This is a genomic window from Geomicrobium halophilum (assembly GCF_014207655.1).
Lineage (GTDB): Bacteria > Bacillota > Bacilli > Bacillales > Marinococcaceae > Geomicrobium > Geomicrobium halophilum.
In genome coordinates this window covers 1,052,364-1,075,545 of record NZ_JACHHJ010000001.1, presented here as the reverse complement: position 1 = coordinate 1,075,545, position 23,182 = coordinate 1,052,364, and the positions used below count along the sequence as shown (strand labels likewise).

Below are 23,182 nucleotides of genomic sequence, written 5' to 3'. Positions count from 1 at the left end.
CCCCCTTTCACTTATATAGAGACAGCATAACCGCCATTAAAGAAATACAGGTAACGCTCTTGCAGCTTCGTTTGCCATATATACTCGATCGCCTCTGCATATAGATGAATCTGCTCTTGATACCGTTCTTTTAGAATCGCTTCAACATTTGCTTTGTCTAAATGACTGCTAATCTGATCAGTTTTGTAATCAATCAAAACGAGATTTCCGTGTTTATCACGAAAAATACAGTCTACAACACCCTGGATCAGAATCAGTTCACGTTGTTCATCTGTCCATTCCGTATAGATGTGATCTGCAGGTTTTGCAAATGTAAAAGGAATCTCCCGGAAAACCCTTCTTGCCTCTCTTAATCGGGTCCCTATATTTGATTGCAAAAACTCAACGATGGCCGCACCATCAATGACTTTCGCTTGGTCGCATGTGATTTGTTCTTTTTCAACCATGTCAGCGACTTTTTCTTTAATACTTTCTTCGGTGTGATCATACAAAGAGATTCGTTGCATGACTGCATGCATGGCAGTCCCGATCTCTGCACGGGTAAGGTTTTCTTCTTGCATAAACCGTGGGCGTTCCGCGTTTGCAGATTGAAAATGGAGTTCTTGCATTGGTTTAGAAGCATAAGGATCCTCATTGTCACGTTGGCTTTTTAATTCACTAACACTTTGCTTTGCGAAATGAGTGGTTGCTTCTCGGTGGTCATATTGCCAATCGAGTCTTTTCTTGATCAAGGAAGAAGCACCTTCGTCTGCTTCTGAGATCTCCACTGGTTTTAAATTCTTCAAGCTTACTAACGTTGTTTTTAGTTCATCAGGTTTTTTTTCACTTTCGGAAAAACCCTGAATATCGGCAAGCTCAATGTGCCATTCAGACACATCTGGAAGCTCTGAAGGTAAGGATCCTTCCCGAAATTTTCTACCTGCCTGATGTCGAATGATGGCAGGACCCATCCAGTCAAAAAATGTTTTCGCACGTGTCCGAGTTTGTAGGGGCAAGCGTTCGTTCTCGGTTTCAGCTTGCTCTAACCAATGCTCAATGGTCTTCTCACGATCTTTGGCCGTTCCGACAAGATAAGCTTTTTCTTTTGCACGCGTAACTGCCACATAGAGGATGCGCAGCTCTTCTGACATTTGCTCTTTTAATACTTCTTGTTTAATCGCGATCTCTGGCAGTGTGTGGTAAGACGTTCGCTTTTCGATGTCGGTATATTTGGAACCGAAGCCAAGAGATTGATGAATTTGTATAGACTTATGCGCGTCCCTAAAATTAAACTTCTGCATCATGCCGACGACAAATAAAACCGGAAACTCAAGACCCTTGCTTTTATGAATCGACATAATTTTAACAACATCTTCCTGTTCACCGAGTGTACGAGCTGCTTCAAGGTCATCCCCACGCTCTTCCATTCGATCAACGAAACGTAGAAAACGGAATAAGCCTCGAAAGGATGTTTGTTCGTATGCTCGAGCCCGGTCATAAAGAGCGTGAAGGTTTGCTTGCCGCTCTTTCCCGCCTGGAAGTCCACCGACAAATGAGTCATAACCAGTTTCACGGAACAAATCCCAGATCAATAGCGAAAGGGATTGGCTGCGAGCTTTTGATCGCCACTTTTGGAGGTGATTGTAAAACGCCGCTAATCGGTTCCGCCAATCACCGCCTTCTCTTTGTTTCTCTTCAAGGAAAGATAGCTTCGCTTCCGGAGATAAAACCGGCTGCTGTTCCACCGTTTTTTTCATCGCTTCATAAAAAGGAACACCTTTTCCGGCTAAACGTATTTCAGCTAATTCATTTTCTCGAAGTCCCACTATTGGGGAACGTAAAACTGAAGCAAGAGGGATATCTTGATATGGGTTGTCAATCACTCGCAATAGCGCCATCATGACTTGTACTTCCACACGACGAAAATATCCCCCCGACTGTTCCGAATACGCCGGGATATCTGCTTCTTTAAAAATATCCATAAACGTTGATGCTGCAGACATGGATCGCATGAGAATAGTAATATCACCGTATGTCACCGGACGCGTCTGACCAAGTGTTTTGTCATATACAGGATATTGGGAATCGATGAGCGAGCGAATTTTCTCAGCTACAAAACGTGCTTCTTTTTCCGCCACTTGCAGCTCTTCCTCTTCTTCATTCTCACCCGGTTGATAGGTGCGATCCAAAAGCACTATCTCGTTTTCATACCCTGTGGCAGAACGGTCGTAATCAATATTCCCATAGTGCAGCTCGTGGTTCTGATCATAGGGAACATCACCAACGGTTTCATCCATCATTTGCCTAAACACGTAATTCACACCGTCAAGCACTTGTTTGCGGCTTCGAAAGTTTTCAGAAAGGTCAATACGAACATCATGTGCCTGCGTATTACGTTTCAACGTTTCATAACTTCCCTGTTTTTCTAGAAAAAGAGAAGGCTCTGCAAGGCGAAAACGGTAAATACTTTGCTTTACATCCCCAACCATAAACCGATTAGATCCAGTCGAAACCAATGATAGAATAGCTTCTTGAACACGGTTTGTATCTTGATATTCATCGGTGAGAATTTCTTCGAAGTGCTCTTTATAAGCGTTTGCCACAGCTGACGGCTGATCAACAGTATCCTCACTTAATATTTGCAGCGTTAAGTGTTCTAAGTCTTCAAAGTCCACGAGGGCTTTTTCCCGTTTTACTTCTGTATAATGCGTATCAAATTGTTGAACGAGGGTAACGAGTAAGCGCACATGCCTTTTCATATGGCTGATTTTTTGCAAATGGTATTTGGGATCTGGAGCGAATATTTTCGCTATATCCTCAACGATCTTTTTCCCTACATTGCGGTGGTTCTTACTTTTCTCAGCAAGTTCTGCACTTACATCTTTTCCTTTTTGTGGAAGCTTGCCAAATGTAAAGGAGTTTAATGTCTCGTGCCAATGCTGCCAGGAAGGGTTCTCAATCAACATTTCCAAGGTTTGTAGCTCTCGGGTTAGTATATCAATATATTTAGCCGGCCCTTCTGGGTCTTCGGCTAAGCTTAAAGCTTTCTTCAAGGATGCAGCGGCGGTTTGCAATTGATCAAGCGCTTGTACCTGGATTGAGGAACCCCACGGGGTTTCCTCTACATATTGATATTCTTGTTCGTACATTTGCGCCGTCTCCTCAAGCCAGCCGTTCGGGTCAGGGTGGGCACGTGCGCGTGAATAGAATTGCAACAGTAACTTTCGTAAGCGCTCATCACTGCGATCACCGCTATAGGCATCCACTACTTCGAAGAATAGGGAGTCTTCGGAGCCATAATATTCTTCCAGCACTTCGTCCAGTACTTCTTCTTTTAGAATTTCCCGCTCGGTATCATTCGCGATTCGAACGTTTGGATCGACGTTTGCTTCATAATAATAATGACGAATGACTTCGGTACAGAATGAATGCAATGTTGAAATGTTCGCCCGGTTCAACAATTGCCGTTGCCGTTGTAGGTACAAGGATCCGGGTTGTTTTCTTAGTTCGTCTTCGATTCTCTGCCCAATACGTACATTCATTTCAGCTGCAGCTGCTTTGGTGAACGTGACCACGAGCAAGCGATCAATGTCAGCTGGGTCATTTTGATCAATGACACGACGTACGATGCGTTCAACAAGCACTGCCGTCTTTCCACTCCCGGCAGCTGCTGATACGAGAATATTTCCTCCCCGCAAAGAAATCGCGTTCCATTGATCATCGGTCCAGTGTACATCGGCAGGCTTTTGATCTAATTTCCAATTTTTATTGTGAGTTCTCACGATTCTCCCTCCCTCGCGAGGAATTTTTCTTCATCGACTCGATTGTTTCTTCAGGAGTAAGCTTCGGTAAAAATCGATAATCATTGCTATAAAGGGTTGGATCAAACTGACAAACCGATTGAAAGGGACAATACGTACAGGCAATTTCGTCCTTACCCTTTTGATAAGGGTTTATTGAAATCGTTCCATTCGTCATTTCTTCTCCAATTGCCCGCATCTTGGTGTGTAAATAGTCTCGCAGAGATTCAAAATCCTCATTTTTCATGACCGATGAAGATCGCTTTGAAAACGTGCCTTTTTGAGTAATCTCCGCGGGGATTACCGCAGATGGCCCCCCTCCTTTTTCAAGGGCCTGATCCATGAGGGAAGCGATATTTTGATCCGCAGGTAAAAACCCCTGCATCTTAAACTGTTTAAATAGTTCACGGGAGATTTTCTCTTCGTCCATATTTTCCTCAGCGTTAATTACCGGGTTATGGACGTGAAAATAAAACATTCCGCCAATATCAGCATCTTCCCCAAGCCAATCGTTTGCCCCGTTTAAGGCAATATCAAGGTAGACCGGCATCTGCAGCGCAATCCCATGGAAAACATCGGATAAACGAAGCTTTTGCTCGCTTGATTTATAATCAATAATACGTAGTATGGGGCCATGATCACTTTCGGCTCGATCCACGCGGTCAATACGTCCCCTAAGTGACATGTTGATTCCATTTGCAAGCTGGAATTGAGGCGATGGGATATCTTTCTTTTTGTTCCCAAATTCAACTTCAAGACCGATGGGTACAAAACTAGAAGATTTAGCTTGAGTTCGTAGCGTCGAAGTCGTGCGCACAATGACTTCTTCCAGTTTTTTACTCAAATAGGCATGACGGTGGGAGCTGAACATAATATTTCGTTGGATATAGGGCAAGATCCGTTGTACAGTTTCTTGAGCGATACGTCGGCAATCGTCATCAGTGAGTGCCATCCAAGTAAGATTGTTTTCTTGAACGACGTTAGAAACATCTTTTAAAGCAGCATGAAATAGCTCCCCTATATCTGGAGCTTCCAGTTTATATGTTTCTCGTTCCTGTAAACCTAAGCCGTACGTACTGAAATGGCGGAAGGCGCACTGTTGAAACATCTCCATACGGCTGACACTCGTTTCGATATCTTTGCCGTAAAGTGCTCTCGTCGTCTCTTGCTCTAATCCGGCAGCCTGATTTTTGTAAAATAAACTGCCAATCGCTGTCCTCAAACGATCGTGCCACTCAGGTTCTCTCGTAAACCAGTTGTATACTTCCCACCAGATCAGCGGTATCTTCTCACCACCCTGCCAGTTTTTAAACTGTAATGCGAGCTCTTCAATCGCCTGTTCCGGGTGGCTCACAAATGATGATTGTTCACTGGATGCCACGCTTGTGGCATCCGATTGGAACAAATACTTCTGGATGTCTGGAAAACGGGTCAACAAGCGTTCGATAATCGGCGACGGGAGTAAGGTTTTTCCATCTTCATCCGCTAGCGCATACGTGAAAATCAGCCTATTGGCAGGGCTTGCTTCGGCCATGTATAAATAAAAGGGTTCATTCCAAAGCCGTTCATTGGCAGATGGTCCGACAGAAATCCCAACTTTTTCGAGTTGATCACGTTCACGATCACGAATCAATCCATCTTCTTCAGGTCTTGCCGGAATTATTCCCTCATTGCAGCCAAGAATAAATGTTGCGCGAATGTCCGGGAGACGTGAACGCTCCATATCAGCAATAGTTACCTGATCAATGGCCGGCGGTACAATCGCAAATTGCATGCTTTCCAACCCAGAATCAATCATGCGGTTAAAGTAAAACAGAGATAGTTCATCCTCACCAGCAGCGTCAACAAACTGATCGAGTAGATTAATGACATTTTCCCATACCTGATCATGTTCACTGGCACTTTCCAACGCCCCATCAGCAACCGCTTGGTCCCGTATCATTTCAATTTTAATCGGTAATTCCAGTTCTTCTAAAAGCAGATACAAAGCTTTACAACGCTCTCTTATATTACTGCTCTTTTTCAGGCGTTGTTCAAAGGTTAATAACGGGGTAATTAACTGATCGCGCGTGTGATTGATACGCGCTTCAATTTCTTTTTCTGCATCGGTTTGCACTGGGTTGTCCATAATGTTGCGGTGACGGCGGTAAGACCAACGGGAACCATCTTTCCATTGAGAGCCATAAATGCCGTGTGCCAGCGCATAGTTCTCTAATTCATCCACACGTTCGCGCCAAATTTCCCATGATCCAGATCGCGGGAAAAAAAGGTCCGTCTTTAAGGCACGGAAAACCGCTTCAAAAGGCCAGTTTTTTTCAACGATTTCAAGTGTTGATCGAATTAGTTCAGCGACAGGGTGATGCATCATCGCTCGTTTTTCATCCAGGAAAATCGGAATCTCATAGCGAGAAAACACACGTTTGATTAAATCATTATACGGACCTGAATCCCGAAGAAGCAATGCAATATCACGATATCGGTACCCTTGATCACGAACTAGGTTTATAATTGTACGTGCCACTCCTTCTACTTCTGCCCGCCGGTGCACAGCCTCATAGACCTGAATGGCGTCACCGCTTGATTCGGACTGGGGCGTTGGCTGTGTGTCACGTTTTTGTTCTAAGAGCGAGAGGCCTTTCTCTTGAAACCTTTTGGATGAAAAGAAAGTATTCACGTGCCAACCATAGCCATGTTCCTTCGCCATGGTCGTCAATTTCGTATACGTTTTCGCAGGTAAGTAAAAATGATCAAGTTCATTTGGGGATGTCTCATTAGTTGGAATGTGATCAAGTGTGAGAGCAATCGCTAGCTTATCGATCTTGGAGAATAAAGATTCAATGACTTGTAACTCTTGTGGGCTAAAATCGTGAAAGCCGTCAATAAAAACGGTAGCCCCTTTGAGCCAATCTGAATCTGGTAGCTGTTGTACAAGCCATTTTAGCGCTTCTTCTGTGTTCATGTATGTACCGTGAAACACATCTTCAAATCGATCAAAAACGAGGGCAATATCATGAAGCTTATCCGTTATGGTCGCTGATTTTCCATCTCCGTCTAGTTGCGCTTGCCCTTCAGTAATCAATTCCGGTGTAAGGGCTTGTCGGCGCAATTCCGTCATCATCCGTTCCATTTCGCTAATAAATCCATCGGTGTCCGCTGCTTTTTTAAATACGCGAAAGTTCTTCTTCTCTTCTTCTACAATTTTGCGTAACAGCATATGCACACCAGCACGTTGCAATCGATCTCTGGCACTCCCCCCTGTTTCCTGCATGACACGCAGGGCTAGACGCGAAAAACTCATGACATGAGCTCTGGATATACCGCCGGTTTGTTTCGTCAGTTGATACTCGACTTGAAAAGTCATTTGCTCTGGAACGAGGTAAAGGATGGGTGGCCCGTCAACAGGATCTTTAACTAACATTTTCTCTACTTCATTCAAAAGCGTCGTTGTTTTCCCGCTTCCACTTCTACCAATGTAAAATCGTAGATTCATATCGTTACCCTTCCTTTCTTTCTTCGTGCAAATGATTCCATACTTCGTCAGCAGGAACCATCAAGCCGACTCGTTCACCTTCACCAGGGGGAGGGTTCCTCGTTGCAAATATGATACCAACTACTTCTCCTTCATCATTGATAGCCGGGCTCCCACTGTTTCCACGGTATGTTGGAGCTGAGATTGTTGTAGGGTTTCCCGTATTGATAATTTCTCCTTCATTAGCTATTCCGGTAAAATTAAGAGGGTTGCCGATGATGGTAATATTTGTCCCTTCCTCTGTTTCGCTTCCTTTAGATTGAAGGGGTAGAGAATTCACGGAAACGTCTTCCTCAATGTTAATAAAAGCCAGGTCTACTGTTTCTGATTCACTTACTAATGTTGCTTCGTAGGCAGAGCCATCATGTAATGAGGCCACAATTTGGAAAGCATCTTCCACCACATGCTGATTTGTGGCAATCAGTCCTTCATCATTGATAAAAAATCCCGTTCCACGTATGGAAGATCCTGGTTGTTCTACTTGTAATGTAACGACGGATTCTCTCCACTCGGATACATCCTCATCTTGGGATAATTCATAAGAAGTAGTTAGGAAGTCTACAACATTAGGCTGAAACAATTGAAAAAGAGTGGTGATACCTTGGGCTACAAGAAGGAAAGACACAAAAACTATACCGATCTTCATCCAGCGCTTCTTCCCTCTTTTTTTCTTAATGGTTGCTTCATCCTCAGGTTCGTCACGTAAAAAATCTTCAAGTGGCGGTTCTTCCGGTGGAATATCGTCCCAATCATCATTAACTTCAGTAAAAGAATCCTTACTTTCATCATCTATATCAACAAGGAAATCATCTTTGCGATGATCCTTGTTAAGGTTACGATCGTGATGGCTGCCATTCCGTCCCATATGTAGAACGTCTCCTTTTCCTTTGCTGATCTTATAATATCACGGAAGGAAATGGGATTATAGAAGGGAACGTATGTTTTATTTTATAGTAGCACGTCCTTTTTGAAATCGCAAGAAAAACGGCCGCTTAATTGCAGCCGTTTTCCTTTACTCCCGAAAGTAATCTTTTTTAAATCCGCCTATTTTTCCGGAATTATCGATAATGAAGTAGAACTCATTCGTTTCGTTCTTTACGTCGTAATTTTTTCCTGGTGTGAGCACACGGTCGACTTTATATTTCGCTGCATCAGCGTGTTCACATGTAATGGTTTTAATCGTTTCCTTGTCCTGCCAATCGAGGTGCAGCAACCACATTTCCTCCTTTCAACCTGCCATCAATCATAGTGAAAACAGAGTTCTGGCAAATGGTCCAAAATAAATTGGGCTTTTGTTGGATCGGCCAGTAAGTTAAAACGTTTGTAATACGTAAGTGCTTTATCAAAATAATGAGCCATTTCTGCGTTATCATTGAAAATCTGGTCGAATGCTTCGTCGGCTAGCATGAACGAAGCAACAAAGTCACTAAACGGAATCACATAAATAGCCGTGTCATTTTGAAAGGACGTACACTCACTCATTTCCCGTACTTGCTCACGGAAAAATGAGGCAACCTCTTTGATATAATTTTGATATGGCTCGGGAGCTTGTGTAGCTTTATTATCATAGTAAGCGGTAAGTTCACGGAAGAACGTGATGAAAAACGGAACGTCTTCGCGCTTTATGTTCAAATCGAAACCTGCTTCTTTAATTCTTGGCCAATTCATGGGTTCAAGGGAATGATGCAAGGATCGAAGGTAAAAATAGCACTTGCGACTGCTATTCATGATGAAACCCCCTCCTATTTCTAATAACAACGAGGTTTAGCTAAAAGCTAAACGAGATTGATTATCGTTATTATACCATGTGTAAATGCAGAAAAAAACAGATATACGGAAATGGATTCAAAACAAAAACAACCGGACGCGTAGTTGCGCCGGTTGCTATCGGATACTTTTACAAACAATTTAACCTACGAATCTCACTCAGTAAATCCACGAGAGCCGAATCACTAAATTCGGCATTGTCTAACTCTTCCTGACAAAGCAAAATATGCAACGTGTCACGATCGTGTTTATGTTCTAAATAAACACCACTTATATCAACATCGCTACAGTTAATAATATCCATTTCTAATTTCAAAGAAATATTCTCAATTTGAAAATGATCTCTTGGTAAATCGATGCTGATATTTAAATGATCCGGGGTTCCTGCAGAAATAAACCCCCATTTTGTACCCTTCCAAGAACGGCACCCTGTTCGGCTGTTCAAGATTATATCCTGATGTTGATTTTGAAACAGTTGGGTGTTCGACCAGCCCCGCATTTGAATAGCCGCACAGAGTTCACGCGCTTTTGATTGTACAGGCATGTAAATCCCTCCTCAGAAAATTTAGGCATGTTGCAATTCACATGTGCATTGTACGAATGCGACTAAAAATGTGAGACTCAGAAAATAAAACCTACAATACCCAGAATGCATTGTAGATAGAAATATAATAACACAATTCTTGTGTTTTTAAACCATAAATTTTAAGATTTTTCATATTTATAAAGCTAATAAGCTAAAATCATTCTTTTATCCTATATATGAAAAAACCTCCCGAATGATTTCGGGAGGACATTCTTTCTTTCGTTAACCTTCTAATAAAAGATCTTCTGGCTCTTCAAGCAATTGTTTCAGAGTTACGAGAAAGCTTACCGCTTCTTTTCCATCTACAATCCGGTGATCATAGGAAAGGGCGATATACATCATCGGTCTGTTCTCCATTCGCTCTTGATCGATGGCTACTGGGCGCCACTGAATGGTATGCATGCCGAGAATGCCAACTTGTGGTGTATTTAAAATTGGTGTCGATAGTAATGACCCAAATACACCGCCGTTTGTAATGGTAAATGTACCGCCTTGTAAATCCTCAAGACTTAGTTTGTTGTCTCGGGCCTTGTTTGAGAGTCTTCCTAGCTCTTGCTCAATTCCGGCAAAGCTTCTTGTATCCGCATCGCGAATGACTGGTACAACTAGCCCCTGGTCAGTGGATACGGCCATGCCGATATCGTAAAAATACTTTTTAACAATTTCATTGCCTTGAATCTCTGCATTTAAGAGCGGGTATTGTTTGAGTGCGCCAACTACAGCTTTCGTAAAAAAGGACATCATCCCTAATTTTGTTCCATCATGTTTTTCCTGGAAAGATTCTTTTTTACGCTTTCTTAAATCCATGATTGCGGACATGTCCACTTCGTTAAATGTAGTAAGCATGGCCGTAGATTGTTGTACATCTACAAGACGATTTGCGATTGTTTGCCTACGTCTGGACATACGCTCGCGTTCGACCGTTTTTCCACCAAATTCATCTGCATCCTTTTTACTTTCAGTGGTACTTTGTTGTGATGAATGCTGCTGTTGATTTTTGGCTTTGTTTGACTCATAGGATTCGATATCTTCTTTTCGAACCCGGCCAAGTGGGTCACGCACGGGGACTTCGTCAAGATTAATCCCTTTTTCCCTTGCCAGCTTACGAGCCGCAGGAGAGGCAACAATGTGATCGGATTGCTCTGCATCCGTAGCTTCGTCACTTTCATCATGTTCCTGTTGTTGGGAGGGTTCTGGTTCTCTTTTCTCGTCCTGGCTGTCCTCAGGAGCCTTCTCACCGGATGAAGAACCAGCATCTGAACTTGTTCCTTCTGACGCGTTTTCGTCAATCGTAGCAACGACGTCACCGACAGACACCTCATCTCCAGCTTGACTTAATAACTCTTGCAATACGCCTGAGTACTCGGAGTTAAGTTCAACATTTACTTTATCTGTTTCAAGCTCAGCAATCGCTTCACCTTTTTCCACGTATTGCCCTGGCTCTTTCATCCATTCGGCGATTGTACCTTCTGTAATTGATTCTGCAAGTTCTGGTACTTTAATTTCTGCCATTCTAGCTTCCCCTTTCTTCCCGGTTCAACGCTTCATCAATGATTCTTTGCTGCTCTCTTTTGTGTACATTTGGATCCCCTTCAGATGGGCTGGAACGGCGCCTTCGCCCGATATATTGAAGGTCAATACCTTCAGGTAGGGTTTCAAGAAGGTAAGGTTGAATATAGCCCCAAGCTCCCATGTTTTTAGGTTCTTCCTGTACCCATTTCACGCTCGTTACATTTTTGTAACGGGAAAGAACATCTTCGATTTCTTTTCTAGGATATGGATACAACTCTTCGACCCGGACAATGTGCAATTGATCCGTATTCGTGTTTTCGTCGATGTTCTCATGTAGATCAATGGAAACTTTTCCGCTACAGAAGATAAGCGTATCAACGTCATCGGCATTGTTCCCGGTTATTGGGTCCTCGATGATTGTTTGAAATTTACCTTCTGTAAACGCTTCATAGCTATTAGATATTGTTTGGTTTCGTAGAAGACTCTTCGGTGTCATTAATACGAGCGGTCGAACTTCATCCATTTCTAGTGTGGCCGCCTGCCGGCGCAGTAAGTGGAAATACTGGGACGTATTCGTAGCATTTGCGACGTTCCAATTGTTTTCGGCTGCAAGCGATAAAAAGCGTTCTAAACGTGCACTAGAATGTTCTGGACCTGATCCTTCATAGCCATGCGGCAGAAGGAGAACCAATCCAGAACGCTGTCCCCATTTAGCCCGACCAGCTGAAATGAATTGGTCGTAAATGACTTGAGCGGCATTGGAGAAGTCCCCGTACTGCGCTTCCCAAAGAACTAATGTATCTGGAGCCTGAACATTATATCCGTATTCAAATCCTACAACAGCAGCTTCAGACAATGGACTGTTGTGAAGGGCAAAGGAGGCTTTTGCTGTAGATAAGGTATGCATTGGAGAATGGATATCCCCGTTTTCTGCATCGTGAAGGATAAGATGGCGGTGGCTGAAAGTCCCGCGTTCTGAATCCTGCCCAGTCATCCGGATCGGAGTGCCATCTGAAAGGATCGAGGCAAACGCGAGCGCTTCTGCATGTCCCCAATCAATGTTTCCTTCAGTAAAGGCTTTTTCCCTTCTCTGTAGAATTCGTCCCAACTTAGGAAAGACGGTAAATCCTTCAGGGTATTGTAACAATTCTTCATTGATCTGTTTTAATGTGCTGTAATCCACAGCGGTTTCAACATCAGGGAGTCCTTTTTCAATAACTTCGGGTGGTTCTGTTTCACCTGGTGTTTGACTCCGTCCCGATACTTTTTCATATTCTTTTTCTAGTGTATTTTGTGCTTCATCGATCATAGCTTGTGCTTGATCTTTATCGATCACATTTTCTTGCTGAAGCTTTTCAGCATAAAGAGTTCTGGCTGTGTCATGAGCGCGAATTTGTTCATAAAGTTGAGGTTGAGTCGCTGCAGGCTCATCCATTTCGTTATGCCCAAAACGACGATAGCCAACAAGATCAATCAAGAAGTCTTTATGAAAACGACGTCGATATTCACAAGCCAAAATTACGGCTGCAATACACGCATCTGGATCGTCCGCATTGACGTGGATGATGGGGATTTCAAACCCTTTTGCCAAATCGCTGGCATAGGTCGTTGATCTTGAATCGTGACTTTCGGTTGTAAAACCAAGAAGATTATTGGCGATGATATGGAGTGTCCCCCCGATTTGGTATCCTTTTAGCCGACTTAAATTTAGCGTTTCAGCTACAATACCTTCACCAGGAAATGCTGCATCTCCGTGTACAAGAATCGCTCCTGCCTTGTTCAGTTCAACATCCGGAAACCCTGTTTTTTCACGATCTTCTTGTGCCGCTCGTGCATAACCGGCGACAACAGGGTCAACAAATTCAAGGTGGCTGGGGTTATTGGCTATGCTCACCGTAGTATAGTTTGATTCTTTATTAACTTGCATATCAGCACCTAAATGATACTTCACATCACCTGTCCAGCCGTAATTCAATGTTGTTGAACCTTCAGAAGGTGCGGTTTCCTTGTTCGGCGCATGTTTAAATTCAGAAAAGATGAGGTTGTAAGGTTTTCCGAGGACGTGCGCAAGAGTGCTCAATCTTCCGCGATGTGCCATTCCAATCATGACATTACTTGCACCTTCGTGGATGAAGTGTTGCACCATTTCTTCGAGCATAGGGACCATTGAATCAAGCCCCTCGATGGAAAAGCGTTTTTGACCTACGAAATTTTTGTGCAAATACTGTTCAAACTTTTCCGTAGCTGTCAATCGTTCAAGTATTGTTTGACGTTTTTCATTGGATAAATCTTCGTAAATGTCACCGGACTCAACCATTTTTATTAACCAGTTACGTTCTTCAAGATCGTATACATGGTCAAACTCAAAGGCGATGGATTTCGTATACATTTGTTTTAAATGTACAATAGCATCATATCCATCTTCTATATGGTTTGGTGCATCTTTACAAAGCAAGTCTGCTGGCATCGATCTTAAATCATCTTCACTTAGTCCGTTTTCTTCAGGCTTTAACAATGGAGATTCTTCACTAGGCTCTTCGATCGGGTTAACATCCGCAAGAATATGGCCGAATGTACGAATGTTATCTGCTAAATTAATGGCCTTCGAAATCTTATGCATCGTTGAAGCAGACATTTTCATTGATTCTGCATCCGAATGTCCATCTAATGGCTGCGTTGACTGAGTGGATGGCGGTGCGCCATAGTTTTTAAACCATTCACGCAAATCTGGTTCTACATCGTTCGGATTATTTTTGTATTTTTCATACATGTCCATCACGTAACCTAAGTTAGGCCCGTGGAATGTTTCCCAAGACTTTTCCGGCTTGGAAACGTTTCTGTCCATCTGCTACTACCTCCAACTACACTTGTTTGCGTCTAAATGCTGGGCTGTGTTGAACCATACTTTAATGTGACCGGAATTTCCTTAATTTCCTTCTCCCCGGTGTCATCACTATCCTCGTCTCTTCTTCCGTCATTTTTCACATATCATACATAAGAAATGGGAAATTTGACTGGTATAGACTGGTGTAAATAACTTCAACGACACTTCATACGATTTCATTAAATCAAAGATCGATTTCGTTTTTATTTAAGTGAAAGGTCTCATTGGTATCATTCTTTCACCCGAGTAAGTAGCTGTTGAACCATACATAAACGTATGAAAATGCGCTCATTAAAGTCCTGATTCCTTCACATCACTATTTTAACATGCCCTCTTAGAGGATACAAAAGTTAGCGATAATTTTATCGAATTTCCGGCTGAAGAGAATTCTCTTTTATCAACTTCACTTCTTAAATGAAACACATATGTAGAAAACATTACCTATATCGAAATGCTAAATGTCAATGTTATCTGCCCATGGCGCCTTGTTCATATAGCATTATAATAAGGGTATCAAGCTAAGTTCACTTTTAAAAGAGCTAAGAATCCCAGGTTGATTATAGCATTATAGTTGTTGCCAATTCCATTCCCAATGGAAGGATCTCCAAAATCTTGTAGAATAGGCATTCCGGAAAAATGTGAATATAATCATCTTATTTTATTTTGAATTCTTTGTAGATAATCAATGCAAATGGGAATTTTATCGATAATTACTGTTAGAACGCTTCTTCTATGTGCTACAATAATGTCATAATAAAGTACGGTTATCAGCGGAAAGGATGGGCAAAATGGTACATACGCTTCTTTTTGACCTTGATGACACGTTATTATGGGACAAAAAAAGTATATCTGAGTCTTTACTTGCTACTTGTAATGATGCATCACGGAAAGCTGGGGTTGACAGCAGTGAACTCATGGAGGCGGTGAAAGCGGTGGCTCCTTCCCTTTATGAAGAGCAATCGTTTTACCCGTTAACAACCATGCTTGGCATTAATCCATTTGAAGGATTATGGGGAACCTTCGATGACATTCATGACGTTCGCTTTCGAGAAATGGGAGCAAATATTCGGGTTTATCAATTTGATGTTTGGATGGAAGCTCTTCGAAAAGTAGGCAATGAAGATTTGTCATTAGCGCGGGAACTTTCGAGACGTTTTATTGAATATCGAGAAACCCTCCCTTACGTTTACGAAGAAACGTTTGAAGTATTAACAAGGATGAGTAAGTCTTATCAACTTGCTCTTGTTACAAATGGGGCGCCAAGCTTGCAAATTAAAAAGTTGGAGATGACGAAAGCGTTAATTCCCCATTTTGACCGCGTGGTTATCTCGGGATCATTTGGCATTGGAAAACCGGATCCGTCGATTTTTTTACATGCCCTTGCCCAGTTTGAGGCAAAAAAAGATCAAGCCGTAATGATCGGGGATAATCTTCATACGGATATTCTTGGGGCAAATCGCGCTGGAATCAAGTCTGTTTGGCTCAATAGAGATCAAGAACAAAACGATTCAGCTATCATTCCGAACGCAGAAATTAATCACTTGCGAGAGCTCGGAAATACACTCGATTCATTAAATGGTCAATCACAGTAAAAGTAACAGTATTCGTTTATCAATAATATCATTTTTCTACGTCTGGGAGTGAGCAAGTGTCTTCGCAAAAAAAAGATAACGTCCGCCATATTCTAACATTTATCCTCCCATCTCTAGTTGGGCTCTTTATTTTTATCATGCCGATCACAATCGGTGACGAGATGACCATCCCGATTGCCTGGCTAGCTGATACACTTGGGGGATGGCTCGATCCTATCTTAGGTGAACTTATCGTCATCCTTATAGCCTTATCTGTAGCAGGGACCATTATTTATCGTTATCTACATCCTCTTTGGATTCAGCGCCCGTTTTTTGAGGCACTATTTTCCGTCACTACTTTTTGGTTTATTGTTCGGATTGTAGGTCTCTTGTTCGCCATTGCTATCCTCTTTGAATGGGGGCCTGAATGGCTTTGGGGAGAAACGACAGGTGGGGAAATTTTAGGTCTAGCATCCTTACTCATCACGATCTTTTTATTCGCGGGGATCTTTTTACCTCTGTTAATGAATTTTGGTCTTTTAGAGTTTGTAGGCTCTTTAATGCACGTCATTATGCGCCCGTTATTTACGATGCCGGGCCGTTCCTCGATTGACAGTTTGGCTTCATGGCTTGGAGATGCAGCGATAGGTGTACTTCTCACAAATCAACAATATGAACAAGGGTATTATACAAAACGGGAAGCGGCAGTTTTAGGGACGACATTTAATATTGTCTCCATTACCTTTACGGTGGTCGTTTTAGAGTACATTGAACTCACTCATATGTTTATTCCCTATTATGTAACGATAATCATCGCTGGATTTGCCGCTGCGATAATTATGCCGCGAATCCCACCACTTTCGAGAAAAAGTGAAGAATATTATCCAGGTACAAAGCCAAAGCCACGTGACGAAAAGTCTGATCAACCAGCACTTCATCGAGGCTGGCAAAATGCTTTAACCCGAGCTAGACATGCAAGTGCAGGGGGGGCTGGCCGTAGTGGATTAAGAAACGTCCTCGAAATGTGGTTTGCTGTCATTCCTATCGTTATGGCTGTAGGTACAGTGATGATTATTATCGCTGAACATACTCCCGTTTTTCAATGGCTTGGCCTTCCCTTTGTTCCGCTTTTAGAACTTATGCAAGTACCTGAAGCTCAGGCTGCTTCAGAAACGATGTTAGTTGGATTTGCCGATATGTTGCTTCCGGCAATTATTGGCGCCGATATACAAAGTGAGATGACTCGGTTTATTATCGCTTGTCTTTCAATTACACAGCTCATCTATATGTCAGAGGTTGGCGGTATGATCCTCGGTTCGAAAATCCCGATCTCTTTCTTTCAGCTCGTAGTGATCTTCTTGTTAAGAACTATTATTACCTTACCAATCATTGTTTTATGTGCCCATGTCATCTTTTAGATTAATATAAAGAAAAAGGCTTTCCGTTTAACTGGAAAGCCTTTTTCTAATGGATATTTTCCTGTAGACGTCTTTTAAATTTGTTGATTTGATGGTCTTCATGATTTTTTTCATATTGCTTGAGTTGGCGTTTCAGTCTATACAGGTTCATCGTAACAGGCACGATACGCTTGCTGATCAAATTTTGACGTAAATACTCGAGATGATCGATATCGTAATAGCGTTCTTCATCGACCATATGCAAATATCGATCAAACACGGTTGAGATGTGTTCGTTACGCAATGCGACAGTCCCATATCGTTTTTGCAGCTGTTGAAAACTAATGATCGCTACATGGTTAAGGAAAATGTGTGCAAAAAGGGCTTCATTTCCTTTTAGCTGAAACCCTTGTTTTTGCAAGTACTTGATAAAAAGTGAAAGTTCTTTATTGTAAAAGAGAGCCAACTGGCGTGCTTCTTTGGTTAACGTTGGCTTTGCGTAATTTCGTTGTCCCCCGCCCGTTTGTAAAAATTGATGAAGGGATCTTTCCATTTCTGGACGTAAAAAAAAGGTTGGTTTTGTCATTTTTATAAAACGAGGCATCTCATCTTCAAGGATTGCAGCCATTTCGTTTTCTTTAATACGTTCATGGACATTCATCTGACGGCGTCTTCTTGTAAACGCCTGCATGCGCTGTTTCCATCCTGCTAGCATCAGGAAGGCCCCCTTTCACTACTATCTTTCTCTCTCTGTTTTTGTAATCCTTCAGTAGTGTATCACAGCCGTTATGAAAATAAAATAGAGAAAAGAAAAGAATTTGGAAAATAAACGGGTAAAATCAATATTATTCGTCTCTAAATAAGATATATGCCTATAAATCACTTTATTTTCTTTATCAATATATACAAAAGAACTCATTCTGAAGGGCGTTTTTGATTTTATTAAATGATCTAAAAAACCTTGAATCCTTTATTGATTCAAGGTTCATCAGGTAAGACGCCACCAGCTTGAGTTACTAGCGGCCGCATTACATTTTTTTAAGCTCTATCAATTATCTTTCGCTGAATCCGCAAGTAAGGTTGTTTCCACCCAATCATTAAATCTACGTTCAGCATGTAGGCCAAGTAAATAAACAGCAGCTAAATGAGCTTCTGTTTCTTCTCTTATCCTCTCAACCCCCGATGGCTGCCCACGTTCAACAATTCGAAATCCAGCCGTTTGCAATGGTTCATCATTCAAGGTGCGATCCAGGAAATCCAGGCTGTCATCAATGGCATGGCTACCGGTCGCCATCACCTCATAAAAGGATAAAAATCCATGCATGACGCCTTCATAACGAATGGCTTCAACGGGTACATCTTCGTCATTTAGCTTATGAGCATAGAGTTCTCCTTCATCTCTTAAAGGATCATACTCAGCAGTGGCAATAAATGCTGGCGGTAAATCTTCAGCCACTCCTTCATCCAGTGGGGATACATATGGGTTCTTCCTCATTTCTTCCCCTGGAGTATATGTGTCTCTCGCTTTTTCCATCACTTTTCTGGATAGCAAGTAATGCCCACTGTCGTACTTGTTACGGGTTTCAAGAGAACGGTCATGAAAAGTTGTTAGTGGATAAAACAATAGTTGCGCTTGTAGTTCTGGACCACCTTTATTGCGTGCTTGCATCGCTGTTACAGTGGCAATATTTCCCCCGGCACTATCTCCGGCAACGATTATTTTTTCCTTAGATCCTCCGAGTTCTTCCGCCTGCTCATGCGCCCAGAGCAAAGCGTCATAGGAGTCATCAACCGCTTTTGGAAAAATGTGTTCGGGGGCAAGTCTATACCCAACACTAATAACAATGGCATTAGAACGGTAAGCCAAAGCGCGTACGATGTTGTCGTGGGTATGGATACTGCCATAGCCTTCCATAAATGCTCCGCCATGGTAATATAATATGATCGGGGCATCTTCTACTCCTATAGGTCTATGCATGCGGGCGGGAATCAGTGAACCGTCACTTACTGGAATCTCCAATGACTTTTGTTCAAAAGTAACATTACCAGAGCTGCTGTTGCCCGTTAAAAATGCTGGCGGGGTCAGTTGTTCATTTGGAACAACCAATTGGTTATTAATCGCGTGGAGGACGACAGCAGTTTTAGAAGGAAGAGTTCCTTCTGATGTCGTTGACCAGCCACTAACAAAACTCGATAGTATGATGCAGAAACCGATCATAATTTTAAAGGATAAAGAAAACATTTTTCGTTTAACCATATTACAATAGGCTGGCGCCCTCCACCTCTTTCATCTTTTTTTACATTGTATCACATTCTATGTTAGTTGTTACATATTGTTTTGAAATTTTATCATAATTTCACATATTTACTAATGAAAGTTGCCAGCTCCGGGGGGCGGGCTGGCGTTTTATCCATTATGTAGCTAAAGATCACTAAGGCCAATACTAATTTCTAGGGCATTTTTGACCTTTTTCATCATCTCATCGTCCAAATGAGTAATTTTATCCGTAAGACGTTGTTTATCAATCGTTCGGATTTGTTCAAGAAGAACGACACTATCACGATCAAATCGATGTTGTGCGGCATCGATCTCTACATGTGTTGGTAATTTTGCTTTTTTAATTTGGGCTGTAATCGCTGCGACGATTACGGTTGGGCTAAAGCGGTTACCAATGTCGTTTTGGATGATGAGAACTGGGCGGACGCCACCTTGTTCCGAGCCGACTACAGGAGATAAATCTGCAAAGAAAACATCGCCGCGTTTGACACTTTTCTTTGCAGCTGGTTGCTGAGATTGGTTCGGATTATTCACCTCATCCATTCACCTCCTTGGCCATAGTGGATGATATGTTTTCGTAATTCTGAAGTATGAAACGCTTCCCACTCTGCATGAGCAAAGCTTTCGGCAATGGAACGATTAATTTCCGCCATTTCGATATACCCTTGCTTTAAATCAGCACGGATATATTCCTTCTTTTTTTTCTCAATGTAATGTTGAACCAGCTGGTAGAAAAAACGGCTCTGTCCATTCTCAGATAAATGTTTGATCTCACTAAATAGTTCATCAGTAATTGGTACAGAAATTTTTTCTGAATGCATGCCCTTGTGCCCCCCAGAGGTGTATTCCCTAACCATTATAAGCGAAAACCTTAATGGATTAAAGATTTTTCGGTAAAAGTCCGTTGTCCAAACAAGGAAGCGGGCTTTAGTACCGGAAAGCGATCTAACGAGGAAATATCCATTTCATACACTATTTTCGCAGATTATTGTTATAAAGGACCAATAACGGATATAAATGTTCATTCTCAGGGTAGCCCGATCTTCTTTCCTTCATGCATAGATATTTTCACTCTACTGCATACTAAAGCTTAACGTAGATGAATCACGTATCAGGAGGGTGATGGTGCAACATGCGTTTCCTTAAAGGATCCATTATAATGTTTTGGTTAATCTTTACAATTGTCGGCTGTGGCAGCGAGGGTGCAGAAGATCTTGATGAAGATTTAGCGAGAATGCATTATGACACGTACAGAAATGTAGAACCCAATGAACTATACGTAAGAAATCAGAGTTCAGAAGCGAATGAGGACATTGAAAGATATAGTGATTATTATGGTGCTTTCCTAGATGATTATTATGATGAGCTCCATACCCTTTATGATCATGTTGATGATGTTGATGAACAAAGTACAAAGGAGTCTGTAGAACGAATGATCGATTTAGTCGATGAAATTTCTAATCGTCCTACACCACCCGAATATTATGATCTCAGGGATGTAACTTTAGGTTCACTTGTGGAATTATACAGGGTTCAAGAGTATACTAATCGTTGTTCAGATAACGGTGATCAGGACGATTGTGATCTCATGCGTATTCATGCTGAAAACATAACTGAATATTTACGAACCATGGAATACACCTATGAAGCAAAGCTGGCGGATTATGGTCTTGTCTCATGATGATTCTTAGAGGAGGTGGTTATGTACTACCTTCTTTTTACGCTTATGCCCCTTCATCTAAATAACGGGCATTGGCATGTCCTTTCTTCCGGCGATACCCAATCATTAACAAGGCAATAAAGATAAGCAAAAGTGAGACGACCTGTGCCATCCGTAAATGATCGGTTAGCATTAAACTATCCGTTCTTAATCCTTCGATAAAAAAACGACCGATGGAATAATAAATAATATAGGTTAAGAACAATTCTCCGCGTCTTAGATTTACCCGTCGCAGCAGCATCAACACGATAAATCCGCCAAAATTCCATATGGACTCATATAAAAAAGTCGGATGATAAAACGTACCGTTAATGTTCATCTGACTGATAATAAAATCAGGTAAGTATAAGCTTTCAAGAAATTCCCGGGTTACAGGTCCCCCGTGCGCTTCCTGATTAATGAAATTTCCCCACCTTCCAATGGCTTGAGCCAAAATTAAACTTGGTGCCATAATATCCACCAACTGCCAAAAGGAAATATTTCGTACTCTGGAAAAAACAATAACGGTTAACACAGCCCCAATTAGCACACCATGCATGGCAAGCCCGCCTTCCCAAATCGCAATAATCTTCTCAGGATTGGCAGAATAATATTCCCAACTAAAGAGAACGTAGTAAAGGCGGGCAAATAAGACGGATACGGGAAACCCAATAAAAACGAGATCGACAAAGGTATCTTTCGGCAGACCGCGACGTTCGCTTTCACGAACCGCTAGCCACAACCCAAGGAAAGCGCTGCCAACAATAATAATTCCATACCAATAAAGTTGAATAGGACCAATCTCAAAGGCCACTGGGTTAATCATTTCCATTCATTTCAACTCCTCATATCAACAGAATTCAACTGATTATCTGTTGTTTTTTCGTCGTGACTGATGGGGTTTTAGGAGATCTTCATATTCATGTTCGAAAAGCAAAATTAAAGCATCGACGATGATTTGGCCCATATATTTAACAATCTTTTTCATAAGTAAAATCACACCCTTTGCCTTATTTTAAAGAAAGCCCCCTCTTTTTCAGGGGGGAGCTTTTTACAGCATCGGGATTTGCGGGATTACCCGCCCCTCAATGCGTTCAAATATGTCGTCCAAATTGGTGCCAGTGATGGTGAGCCCATGGTTTTTTAGTCCAATAACTGTTCTTGACGGGTCCTCGGATTGACGAACCAACTCTGCAACCGTCTCAGCAAGCTCGAGCGTTCCACACGGATAATTCGTTTGCGTGGCTTCGATCCCATCCATCCAAGCATGAATATGAACGATAGCTCCCACATCAGGATGTTCTCTGTAAATCATCCAATGCTCAATCGCATCCACCGATGCTCTTCTCGGAGTTGTTTTTGGCGGGATACGAATTTTCATTGAATTATTGACTTCATCATATCCGGTGATGTAGAGGATATCTCTTCCAATATCTTTCATATTAGATTTGTCAATCCCACTAGCGCTCATCCAAAAATGATCTGTATTTTCGCGGCTGCTGAGATTTCCGTAACTTAATCCTCCAAGACCGTACAATTTTTTTAAATGACGCATATCACGTGAAGACAAATACTCTTCGAGCGGAAAAGGTGCTGGCAATAAATTTAAATCATCAAGCTTTTTTCCGTATAAAAACATTTGTTTCGTTATGCCGTTTCCGTTCACAAGGTTTTCATAAAGGTCATCGTAAAAATCGTTATTGATGACCAACTGTGAAGAAGCTAATGGTTCCAAACGCTCGTAAATACGTTGGAAAAAAAGGTTTTCATCTTCTTCAGGGTCGTAAGTCATTTGATAAATCCCCTGTTCCGGGGTAAGGAAGGAAACCATCGATCTTTCGTCACTATGGGATACAAACATTAAATGATTCGCCAGCGATCGAATTAAAAGTGGATAAGCGGCTTTAAAAACTTCCTCCGGTTCTTCTTCTGTTTCCACAATGGTAACGACAAAAGTAGACTGTGCTTTTCTCCGAAAATGACGCGGCCGCTCAGGTTCAATGACATTAAGAACCAGCTTTATATCTTCCCCTGGTTCTTCCTGGAATTGGTACCCTTCCGTTTGGAATTCACGGATCACTCCTTCAGTCAGCCACGTTAAAAACGGACTATCTGCTTTTCCATTAACCGTGAAATTTTTCATTAGATCCATCCTCCTTGATGCATAAATGCAGAAAATA

The 23,182-nt window shown here is 42.0% G+C and carries 17 protein-coding genes; 3 read left to right on the top strand and 14 right to left on the bottom strand.

Annotated elements, in window-relative coordinates:
• Positions 1 to 11: 11 nt before the first annotated feature.
• The 8 genes from addA to HNR44_RS05285 all read right to left on the bottom strand — a co-directional run bounded on the left by addA (position 12) and on the right by HNR44_RS05285 (position 14,018).
• Positions 12 to 3,761, bottom strand: a complete 3,750-nt coding sequence (gene addA, locus HNR44_RS05320; protein WP_184403043.1) for a helicase-exonuclease AddAB subunit AddA — start codon at positions 3,759 to 3,761, stop codon at positions 12 to 14.
• Positions 3,745 to 7,269 carry a helicase-exonuclease AddAB subunit AddB gene (gene addB, locus HNR44_RS05315; protein WP_184403042.1) on the bottom strand — a complete coding sequence of 1,175 codons (3,525 nt, stop codon included), beginning with the start codon at positions 7,267 to 7,269 and terminating at the stop codon, positions 3,745 to 3,747. Before addB ends, addA begins: the two co-directional genes overlap by 17 nt.
• A gap of 4 nt (positions 7,270 to 7,273) precedes the next feature.
• Entirely contained in the window at positions 7,274 to 8,173 is a 900-nt protein-coding gene (locus HNR44_RS05310; protein WP_184403041.1) for a S1C family serine protease, read from the bottom strand.
• Between the two features lie 147 nt (positions 8,174 to 8,320).
• Positions 8,321 to 8,527, bottom strand: a complete 207-nt coding sequence (locus tag HNR44_RS05305) for a DUF6501 family protein (protein WP_425489441.1) — start codon at positions 8,525 to 8,527, stop codon at positions 8,321 to 8,323.
• Positions 8,528 to 8,547: 20 nt separating this feature from the next.
• Positions 8,548 to 9,036 carry a hypothetical protein gene (locus HNR44_RS05300; protein ID WP_184403039.1) on the bottom strand — a complete coding sequence of 163 codons (489 nt, stop codon included), beginning with the start codon at positions 9,034 to 9,036 and terminating at the stop codon, positions 8,548 to 8,550.
• Between the two features lie 169 nt (positions 9,037 to 9,205).
• Positions 9,206 to 9,619, bottom strand: a complete 414-nt coding sequence (locus HNR44_RS05295; RefSeq protein WP_184403038.1) for a hypothetical protein — start codon at positions 9,617 to 9,619, stop codon at positions 9,206 to 9,208.
• A 264-nt stretch (positions 9,620 to 9,883) separates the two neighbouring features.
• The gene (gene odhB, locus HNR44_RS05290; protein WP_184403037.1) at positions 9,884 to 11,173 is read right to left on the bottom strand and encodes a 2-oxoglutarate dehydrogenase complex dihydrolipoyllysine-residue succinyltransferase; all 1,290 of its coding nucleotides are present in this window, start codon (positions 11,171 to 11,173) and stop codon (positions 9,884 to 9,886) included.
• A 1-nt stretch (position 11,174) separates the two neighbouring features.
• Entirely contained in the window at positions 11,175 to 14,018 is a 2,844-nt protein-coding gene (locus HNR44_RS05285; RefSeq protein WP_184403036.1) for a 2-oxoglutarate dehydrogenase E1 component, read from the bottom strand.
• An 827-nt stretch (positions 14,019 to 14,845) separates the two neighbouring features.
• On the opposite strand from HNR44_RS05285, the gene HNR44_RS05280 reads away from it, so the two are divergent.
• Both HNR44_RS05280 and HNR44_RS05275 read left to right on the top strand, forming a co-directional pair.
• Entirely contained in the window at positions 14,846 to 15,649 is an 804-nt protein-coding gene (locus HNR44_RS05280; protein ID WP_184403035.1) for an HAD family hydrolase, read from the top strand.
• A 56-nt stretch (positions 15,650 to 15,705) separates the two neighbouring features.
• Positions 15,706 to 17,046 carry a YjiH family protein gene (locus HNR44_RS05275; RefSeq protein WP_343069371.1) on the top strand — a complete coding sequence of 447 codons (1,341 nt, stop codon included), beginning with the start codon at positions 15,706 to 15,708 and terminating at the stop codon, positions 17,044 to 17,046.
• Between the two features lie 46 nt (positions 17,047 to 17,092).
• Here the strand turns inward: HNR44_RS05275 and HNR44_RS05270 are convergent, their stop codons facing one another.
• The 4 genes from HNR44_RS05270 to HNR44_RS05255 all read right to left on the bottom strand — a co-directional run bounded on the left by HNR44_RS05270 (position 17,093) and on the right by HNR44_RS05255 (position 20,124).
• Complete coding sequence (locus tag HNR44_RS05270) at positions 17,093 to 17,740, bottom strand: hypothetical protein (protein ID WP_184403034.1); 648 nt, start codon at positions 17,738 to 17,740, stop codon at positions 17,093 to 17,095.
• Positions 17,741 to 18,073: 333 nt separating this feature from the next.
• Positions 18,074 to 19,267 carry an alpha/beta hydrolase gene (locus tag HNR44_RS05265; RefSeq protein WP_184403570.1) on the bottom strand — a complete coding sequence of 398 codons (1,194 nt, stop codon included), beginning with the start codon at positions 19,265 to 19,267 and terminating at the stop codon, positions 18,074 to 18,076.
• Positions 19,268 to 19,447: 180 nt separating this feature from the next.
• Positions 19,448 to 19,846: a type II toxin-antitoxin system PemK/MazF family toxin gene (locus HNR44_RS05260; RefSeq protein ID WP_184403033.1), complete on the bottom strand. Its 399-nt coding sequence runs from the start codon at positions 19,844 to 19,846 to the stop codon at positions 19,448 to 19,450.
• The gene (locus HNR44_RS05255) at positions 19,834 to 20,124 is read right to left on the bottom strand and encodes an antitoxin endoai (protein WP_184403032.1); all 291 of its coding nucleotides are present in this window, start codon (positions 20,122 to 20,124) and stop codon (positions 19,834 to 19,836) included. The genes HNR44_RS05260 and HNR44_RS05255 overlap by 13 nt, the downstream gene beginning before the upstream one ends.
• Positions 20,125 to 20,462: 338 nt before the next feature.
• On the opposite strand from HNR44_RS05255, the gene HNR44_RS05250 reads away from it, so the two are divergent.
• Positions 20,463 to 20,984, top strand: a complete 522-nt coding sequence (locus tag HNR44_RS05250; protein ID WP_184403031.1) for a hypothetical protein — start codon at positions 20,463 to 20,465, stop codon at positions 20,982 to 20,984.
• A gap of 43 nt (positions 20,985 to 21,027) precedes the next feature.
• Here HNR44_RS05250 and lgt read toward each other — a convergent pair whose 3' ends face one another.
• Entirely contained in the window at positions 21,028 to 21,834 is an 807-nt protein-coding gene (gene lgt / locus HNR44_RS05245; RefSeq protein ID WP_184403030.1) for a prolipoprotein diacylglyceryl transferase, read from the bottom strand.
• 219 nt (positions 21,835 to 22,053) lie between these two features.
• Positions 22,054 to 23,145 (bottom strand): class II aldolase/adducin family protein, encoded by a 1,092-nt coding sequence (locus HNR44_RS05240; RefSeq protein ID WP_184403029.1) that lies wholly within the window; start codon positions 23,143 to 23,145, stop codon positions 22,054 to 22,056.
• Between the last annotated feature and the right edge of the window lie 37 nt (positions 23,146 to 23,182).

What these genes read in the sequence shown, in the direction of transcription:
- addB (WP_184403042.1), bottom strand. Translation starts at nt 7,269, where the DNA reads ATGAATCTACGATTTTACATTGGTAGAAGTGGAAGCGGGAAAACAACG.
- HNR44_RS05310 (WP_184403041.1), bottom strand. Translation starts at nt 8,173, where the DNA reads ATGGGACGGAATGGCAGCCATCACGATCGTAACCTTAACAAGGATCAT.
- HNR44_RS05305 (WP_425489441.1), bottom strand. Translation starts at nt 8,527, where the DNA reads ATGTGGTTGCTGCACCTCGATTGGCAGGACAAGGAAACGATTAAAACC.
- HNR44_RS05300 (WP_184403039.1), bottom strand. Translation starts at nt 9,036, where the DNA reads ATGAATAGCAGTCGCAAGTGCTATTTTTACCTTCGATCCTTGCATCAT.
- HNR44_RS05295 (WP_184403038.1), bottom strand. Translation starts at nt 9,619, where the DNA reads ATGCCTGTACAATCAAAAGCGCGTGAACTCTGTGCGGCTATTCAAATG.
- odhB (WP_184403037.1), bottom strand. Translation starts at nt 11,173, where the DNA reads ATGGCAGAAATTAAAGTACCAGAACTTGCAGAATCAATTACAGAAGGT.
- HNR44_RS05285 (WP_184403036.1), bottom strand. Translation starts at nt 14,018, where the DNA reads ATGGACAGAAACGTTTCCAAGCCGGAAAAGTCTTGGGAAACATTCCAC.
- HNR44_RS05280 (WP_184403035.1), top strand. Translation starts at nt 14,846, where the DNA reads ATGGTACATACGCTTCTTTTTGACCTTGATGACACGTTATTATGGGAC.
- HNR44_RS05270 (WP_184403034.1), bottom strand. Translation starts at nt 17,740, where the DNA reads ATGCTAGCAGGATGGAAACAGCGCATGCAGGCGTTTACAAGAAGACGC.
- HNR44_RS05265 (WP_184403570.1), bottom strand. Translation starts at nt 19,267, where the DNA reads ATGTTTTCTTTATCCTTTAAAATTATGATCGGTTTCTGCATCATACTA.
- HNR44_RS05260 (WP_184403033.1), bottom strand. Translation starts at nt 19,846, where the DNA reads ATGGATGAGGTGAATAATCCGAACCAATCTCAGCAACCAGCTGCAAAG.
- HNR44_RS05255 (WP_184403032.1), bottom strand. Translation starts at nt 20,124, where the DNA reads ATGCATTCAGAAAAAATTTCTGTACCAATTACTGATGAACTATTTAGT.
- HNR44_RS05250 (WP_184403031.1), top strand. Translation starts at nt 20,463, where the DNA reads ATGTTTTGGTTAATCTTTACAATTGTCGGCTGTGGCAGCGAGGGTGCA.
- lgt (WP_184403030.1), bottom strand. Translation starts at nt 21,834, where the DNA reads ATGGAAATGATTAACCCAGTGGCCTTTGAGATTGGTCCTATTCAACTT.
- HNR44_RS05240 (WP_184403029.1), bottom strand. Translation starts at nt 23,145, where the DNA reads ATGAAAAATTTCACGGTTAATGGAAAAGCAGATAGTCCGTTTTTAACG.